7 protein-coding genes are annotated in these 5,632 nt (G+C 36.1%); 1 reads left to right on the top strand and 6 read right to left on the bottom strand.

The genetic code is table 11. The features are described from left to right. Positions 1-46: 46 nt before the first annotated feature. A complete protein-coding gene (locus tag V7149_RS25155) occupies positions 47-1,084 on the bottom strand; it encodes a fatty acid desaturase (RefSeq protein WP_335348295.1) in 1,038 nt (345 codons plus the stop codon). A gap of 130 nt (positions 1,085-1,214) precedes the next feature. On the opposite strand from V7149_RS25155, the gene V7149_RS25150 reads away from it, so the two are divergent. Continuing rightward, positions 1,215-1,577, top strand: coding sequence for a hypothetical protein (locus V7149_RS25150; protein WP_335348294.1), 363 nt, complete (start codon positions 1,215-1,217; stop codon positions 1,575-1,577). Between the two features lie 40 nt (positions 1,578-1,617). Here the strand turns inward: V7149_RS25150 and V7149_RS25145 are convergent, their stop codons facing one another. The 5 genes from V7149_RS25145 to V7149_RS25125 all read right to left on the bottom strand — a co-directional run. Then, positions 1,618-2,532 carry a DUF1002 domain-containing protein gene (locus tag V7149_RS25145; protein WP_438824160.1) on the bottom strand — a complete coding sequence of 305 codons (915 nt, stop codon included), beginning with the start codon at positions 2,530-2,532 and terminating at the stop codon, positions 1,618-1,620. A gap of 127 nt (positions 2,533-2,659) precedes the next feature. Continuing rightward, positions 2,660-3,070: a DUF1259 domain-containing protein gene (locus V7149_RS25140; RefSeq protein ID WP_335348293.1), complete on the bottom strand. Its 411-nt coding sequence runs from the start codon at positions 3,068-3,070 to the stop codon at positions 2,660-2,662. A gap of 77 nt (positions 3,071-3,147) precedes the next feature. Beyond that, positions 3,148-3,735, bottom strand: coding sequence for a branched-chain amino acid aminotransferase (locus V7149_RS25135; protein WP_335348292.1), 588 nt, complete (start codon positions 3,733-3,735; stop codon positions 3,148-3,150). 2 nt (positions 3,736-3,737) lie between these two features. Then, positions 3,738-5,003 carry a DEAD/DEAH box helicase gene (locus V7149_RS25130; RefSeq protein WP_335348291.1) on the bottom strand — a complete coding sequence of 422 codons (1,266 nt, stop codon included), beginning with the start codon at positions 5,001-5,003 and terminating at the stop codon, positions 3,738-3,740. Positions 5,004-5,133: 130 nt separating this feature from the next. After that, positions 5,134-5,632, bottom strand: a 499-nt coding sequence (locus tag V7149_RS25125) for a DUF3189 family protein (protein ID WP_335348290.1), incomplete at its 5' end; no start/stop codon positions are given.

Here is a 5,632-nt window from a genome sequence, read left to right as displayed (position 1 = left end):
ATGTGAGGCCCTTGCCTTTATTTATAGGAAGTTTTAACGAAGTTGATTATTTAATAATATTAAGCTGTTTCTCTCTTTCACTCTGTTTCTTCATGTAATAAGAAGCCTCTTTATAAGTAACAAACTTATTATTTAACTCATCCCAAAGTCGGAAGCGAAGTGATTGGATGCTTGTTTTTAATGAAACAGTTGGAACGTTCTTTAACGGTTCTGTATTTTCGTGTGCCTCCTCTAATTTATAGTTAGGCACTCTTGGACTTAAATGGTGGACATGGTGGTAGCCGATATTCCCTGTTAGCCATTGCAGCAGCTTCGGAAGCTTATAAAAAGAGCTTCCTTCAACTGCTGCTTTTACATACTCCCAATGCTCATCTGCTTCGAAATATGAATCTTCAAATGTATGCTGAACATAGAAAAGCCATATTCCAGCTGAACCCGAGATTAAGAAAATTGGCGCCTGAACTAATACAAACGATTCCCATCCAATTGCCAAGCACATTAGACTGTATAGTGCAACGATCGAAATATTTGTTAAATAAGTATTGAGCCGCTCCTTCATCCTTGCTCCTTTTCTGTTAAAGCGATTCATAATTAAAAATTGATAAATCGGGCCGAGGCCGAACATGACAAACGGATTACGGTATAATCGATAAGCTAAACGCTCCCAAAACGATGCAGAGATATATTCTTCAACTGTGAGCATCCAAATATCGCCGACCCCACGCTTATCTAAATTACTGCTTGTGGCATGATGGACAGAGTGGTCGTGCTGCCATTGGCTGAATGGAAAAATGGTAATGATCCCTGTAATCGTTCCAACAATTTTATTAGCCGTTCGATTTTTAAAGAAAGAATAGTGACAGCAATCATGAAAAATAATGAAAATCCGAACTAGGAAACCGGCAGCCACAACAGCAATCGAAAGCGTTAATAAGTAGGATACTGTTAAACTTTTATATGCTAGAAACCATAATAAGAAAAAAGGAATTAATGTATTTATCATTTGCCAAACACTGGCTTTCATATTTGCTTTTTCGTAAGGAGCTATTTGTTTTCTTAAATGAATTTGCTTTTGTTTGGTCATATTAAGTGTATCCTTTCCCTCAGTTTTTCTTATTATATATAATTGAATAGAGAATTATAAGGCATACGTGTCATGTACAAACCATGATAAATGTCATGTTTGAAAAATAATTGACAGAGGAGTTCAAGAAATGAACCGGATACTTAATAAGTTTTTACACAAAGCAAAAACAACTTTACACTCCACAACTGCTCTCGTTAAAGAAAGAATTTATGCGTTGACTGGCACTTCTTCTGCAACAGTCGTGCAGCTGGCTGATTTTATTCGAAAACACCCGGATACAAGAGTGATGAAAAAGGAGCTATTAGGGCAAACATTTTATTTTTACATTTTGGAAAAGGATGGGGTCCGGTATTCACTTGAATGCAGAAATTCGTATATCCTCCAATTGGACGTACATGCTGGAAATGAACCTATTGTAACATACCGTTCTTATAGGGATCACTATCAATTAAATACACCGATAAAGTTTCCTGAACTAACAGCAGAATAAAATAAAAATGGGCCTCCAAAAATAGAGGTCCATTTTTATTTTATGAAAATATACTTTTAATACTGTCGATTAGATTCTTAAAAAAGTCGGAAATAGCCTGCAGAAACCCTTTATCACCTACAGCATCTTCAATACGCTGCTTAATATCCTTTGAAATATCCTCGAGCTGAGATTGAACATTGTCAAAATTAATATTTAAACTGCGCATTTTTTCGAATAAATCAATAAGCAGCTGACGATCTTGTTCACTCAGTTGGATTTCCAATGTCTTTAATTGATCATTAATGATTTGTTCAATTTCTTCCTTAGTAGCTGGATTTTGGCTGGCAATCTCTTTTTTGATTTCTGTCAAAAGCTCTGTAACCTTATCTTGATCCATGCCTTCCTTTTTTGCTAATTGAGTGGCAAGGTTCAGCTCTTCGTTAGCAACCTCGGTGTGCTCTGTATTTAATCCTTCGCCATTTCCTTCATCATAGGCTTTATAAATACCGACTAATGCCGAGTGTCCTGAAACTTTCACTGGAGATGCCACTTCTACTACTGCATCCTGTATCCCCGCAGTTAAAAGCGCATTCGCATACATTTCATCTGTTACTTCGGTTATATTTTCGGGGGTAACTTGTTTGATGACTAGCCCTTCACCCGCTTCTTTTCGGGTGATTTTTGCGGAAGAATACATATTGGCACGCTTGTCCCCTTTAATATAGGTGACTAAATCATCTCCAGTCACCGTAATTTCAGTAACTTTACTCGTGTCATTTACGCCCAGTAATTTTCGTACCTCATCCTTTTGGGCAGAGGATAATTTTTCCCCATATACAACGATAGGGAGTCCAAATTTTTCATTGATACTTTCTTCATTGCTACCATTAGCTGCGAGTGCAATTGTTCCGAGATTAGCTGCAAATAAAAAAACGAATCCAATCATCATCCATTTCGTTAAATTCTTTAACATGTATACACTCTCCATTTAATTTTGAATTACTATAGCAATCTATCAGCTATACGATTTAATGACAAATATAGCGATGCAGAAATTTTAACACACATGATGAAAAAATTCTTGTCCTAGATATAAAGATTCATTCTTTTTGAATCGGATGACTTTTTAAAGCATGAAAGGAATAAGCAAGTTTCTTTGCAAAGTTCAGTGGTGGTTCAACGGATTGCAAATGTATGTAGAGGATGTTTGGCTTCGTAAAAATCCAATGATTGTGTAAGGCGCTGACGATAATTCCCTGTGAGACAACCGCATGCATAAAGCCTAGGGTTTCCACTTCTAAAATTGCCATTTCTGCCAGGTTTAAGGCATTTCCATTCTGATCTAATGCCTCAAATGAAAAGCCTGCTGGTACAACTGATGATGTTGGACGCCCTTGAACTGATGCTTTAAAATCGCGCTGCATTTCTACAGACCAAACACCTTTGTTAAACTTCCCTTTCCCGTTCAATATTTTTGCAAATTGATCGCATAACACCTTTATGTCATTCATATGAACCCTCCTCTTTTAGAAGATTCATATGAATGAGAATAAAAATTTATGAAATGTGTTTATTATTGAATTCTTCCTTATTGATTATGATTTTCAACCGCCTCTAAGAGCTTAAATAGAAAAAGATAAATCAGCTTGCATGCTTCGCCAATTGTCATTTCTTCTGTAAAGCCTTCCACGCCATTAAGTGCAAAATTGAAATCCCATAATCCATCGGCTTGCGAAAACAGTAAACTAAATTTTGCCTCCCCTTTTAATTCATTTGTTAAAAAGTTTTTAATGGACTTTTCATACTTCTTCTGCAGCCTTAAACCTAACATAGCTTCATATGTACTAAAGACATCATCTACTTCTATACATAACGAATCTGTACCCACTTTATTAAAACGGCTTGATTCAATGTAAATAAACTCATTTTTATGGGTATGCAAATAGTTAAGAGGCTGATCAAAAAAATCCAACGACTCTTCAGCAAGCAGTTCTTCTGTTTCCTTATTACTGCGTTCAATATAAGCTTCGTTGAATAGTGAAGCATCATTTTTTTCTGTTACAATCAAATCTTCAGTAATCAGTTGCTGTTTCTTGGCATAGTCTATTTCTTCCTTAAATAAGACTATATTTGGCTGTTCTTTTAACATAAATTCTTTAAATTTTGATTTTAGCATGTTCACGTTCTCCTTTGTTTCATAGTTGGACGTTTCTTTTTGGAAGGCTTCCCTTTGAATGGTTTTGGCTCCATTATTGCTTTTGAATTGTGTTTTTTTGATTTTGTGGATTGTTTAGTTTTCGAACGATTTATATCCTCATCCTTTTTATCCGTATTGCCTATATTTTGTTTTTTAATTGTAATGTTAAGCTCTTTTTCAATGAGATCAAGAGTTCCTCTATCTGCTGATGAGTATAGCGTAATGGCCATACCATCCATTCCTGCCCTTCCGGTTCTGCCAATCCGATGAACATAGCTCTCGGAATCCTGAGGAATATCATAATTAATTACATGGGTCACACCATCAACATCAAGACCTCGTGATGCGACATCCGTTGCAATGAGGAATTGAGTTTTTGCATCCCTAAAGCGTTTCATGGCTTGCTCCCGTTTTGCTTGTGAAATATCGCCATGTAGTTCGTCACAGTTATACCCTTTTGATTTGAGCTCTTCAAATAGCTTGCTGACCCTTCTTTTCGTTCGGCAAAAAATAACGGCTAAGTATGGTCGATGAGTTTCAATTAGTTGAATAAGTGTTCCTTGTTTCGCGCGGTCAGTTGTGTGAATGGCCACTTGTTTAATATTTTTTGCTGGACCTTGTCTTTTCTCTATTTGGATGTATTTTGGATCCCTCATATACTTTTTAGCGAGCTTCCTAATTTCTGCTGGTACGGTCGCTGAGAATAACATTGTTTGACGTTCAGCAGAGGTTTCCTTAATAATGTCCTCCACTTCATTTAGAAAACCGATATGAAGCATTTGATCAGCTTCATCGAGAACGAGATAAGAAACATTAGATAATTGCACGGTATCCCTTCTAATATGGTCTAATAATCGCCCTGGTGTACCAACCACAATTTGAACATTTTTCTTAAGCTTTTTCAGCTGTTTGTCCACATCTTGCCCGCCGTATACCGCTAAAACTTCTATCCCATCTATTTTTGAAATTATTTTCTCAATTTCATCTGTAATTTGCAGTGCCAATTCCCTTGTGGGTGTAACAATTAATGCTTGAATAGTTGAGGAGTATGGTTCAATCTTTTCAATGATTGGCAATATAAAGGCAAGCGTTTTCCCCGATCCCGTTTCGGACTGAGCAATGATATCGTTTCCTTCTAATGCAAAAGGAATCGCTTGTTCTTGTATAAGTGTTGGATTAGTGATACCGTATTGTTGTAATGTTTCGAATAAACCTTTCGAAATACCTAATGACATAAATTTAGGCAAAGTATTCCCTACTTTCTAAACTGCTCGTGGAATTATTATCTTTTTCATTTTGCTCGTTTTTCTTAGGAATAGCAAACAAAAAAACAGACATTCAAAATTATAGTCTGTTTTTCTTCTGGAATTTGTTATTTTACGCCTGAAAGTTCTTATTTTCAATTACAGTTACCTTGGAATGAGTGCTGCTTCCAATTTGTTTAGTAGTCTCTACTAGCTTATGGATATTTAGACACGATTTCTTTGCTCCAGCGACTAATAAGGGTACACCAATAAAGTCGATTTTTAACCCTCTTGAAAAAAAACCTCCCATTGTCATAGCAAAAGGTACTGTTGGTGACGTGTTAGAAAAAATAATTTTTTCATCTATTTGAAACCGTTCCTCGAGTAATTGACAAAGATTTTTTAAGGCAGGAAGAACAAGCTTAGACGATCTTCTTCCTAAAGTATAAACAAAATGTCCATCTTCATCTTTACCATGAAAAATAATCTTTCCAGCATCCGATTTATTAAGCTTATTAAAATACTGAACATTTAAAATTTCTTCCCTAGTTAGCACCCGATTTGTCGGAAGCTTTTGTAAATGGTAGGATGCAGCAAGTGATGTAGTATGTGTGCCGCCGAAATCATTATAT

The organism is Bacillus sp. JJ1503, assembly GCF_036965125.1.
Taxonomy (GTDB): Bacteria; Bacillota; Bacilli; order Bacillales; family Cytobacillaceae; genus Cytobacillus.
The sequence above is the reverse complement of the archived record's forward strand: the minus strand, read 5'-3'. Positions and strand labels throughout refer to the sequence as shown.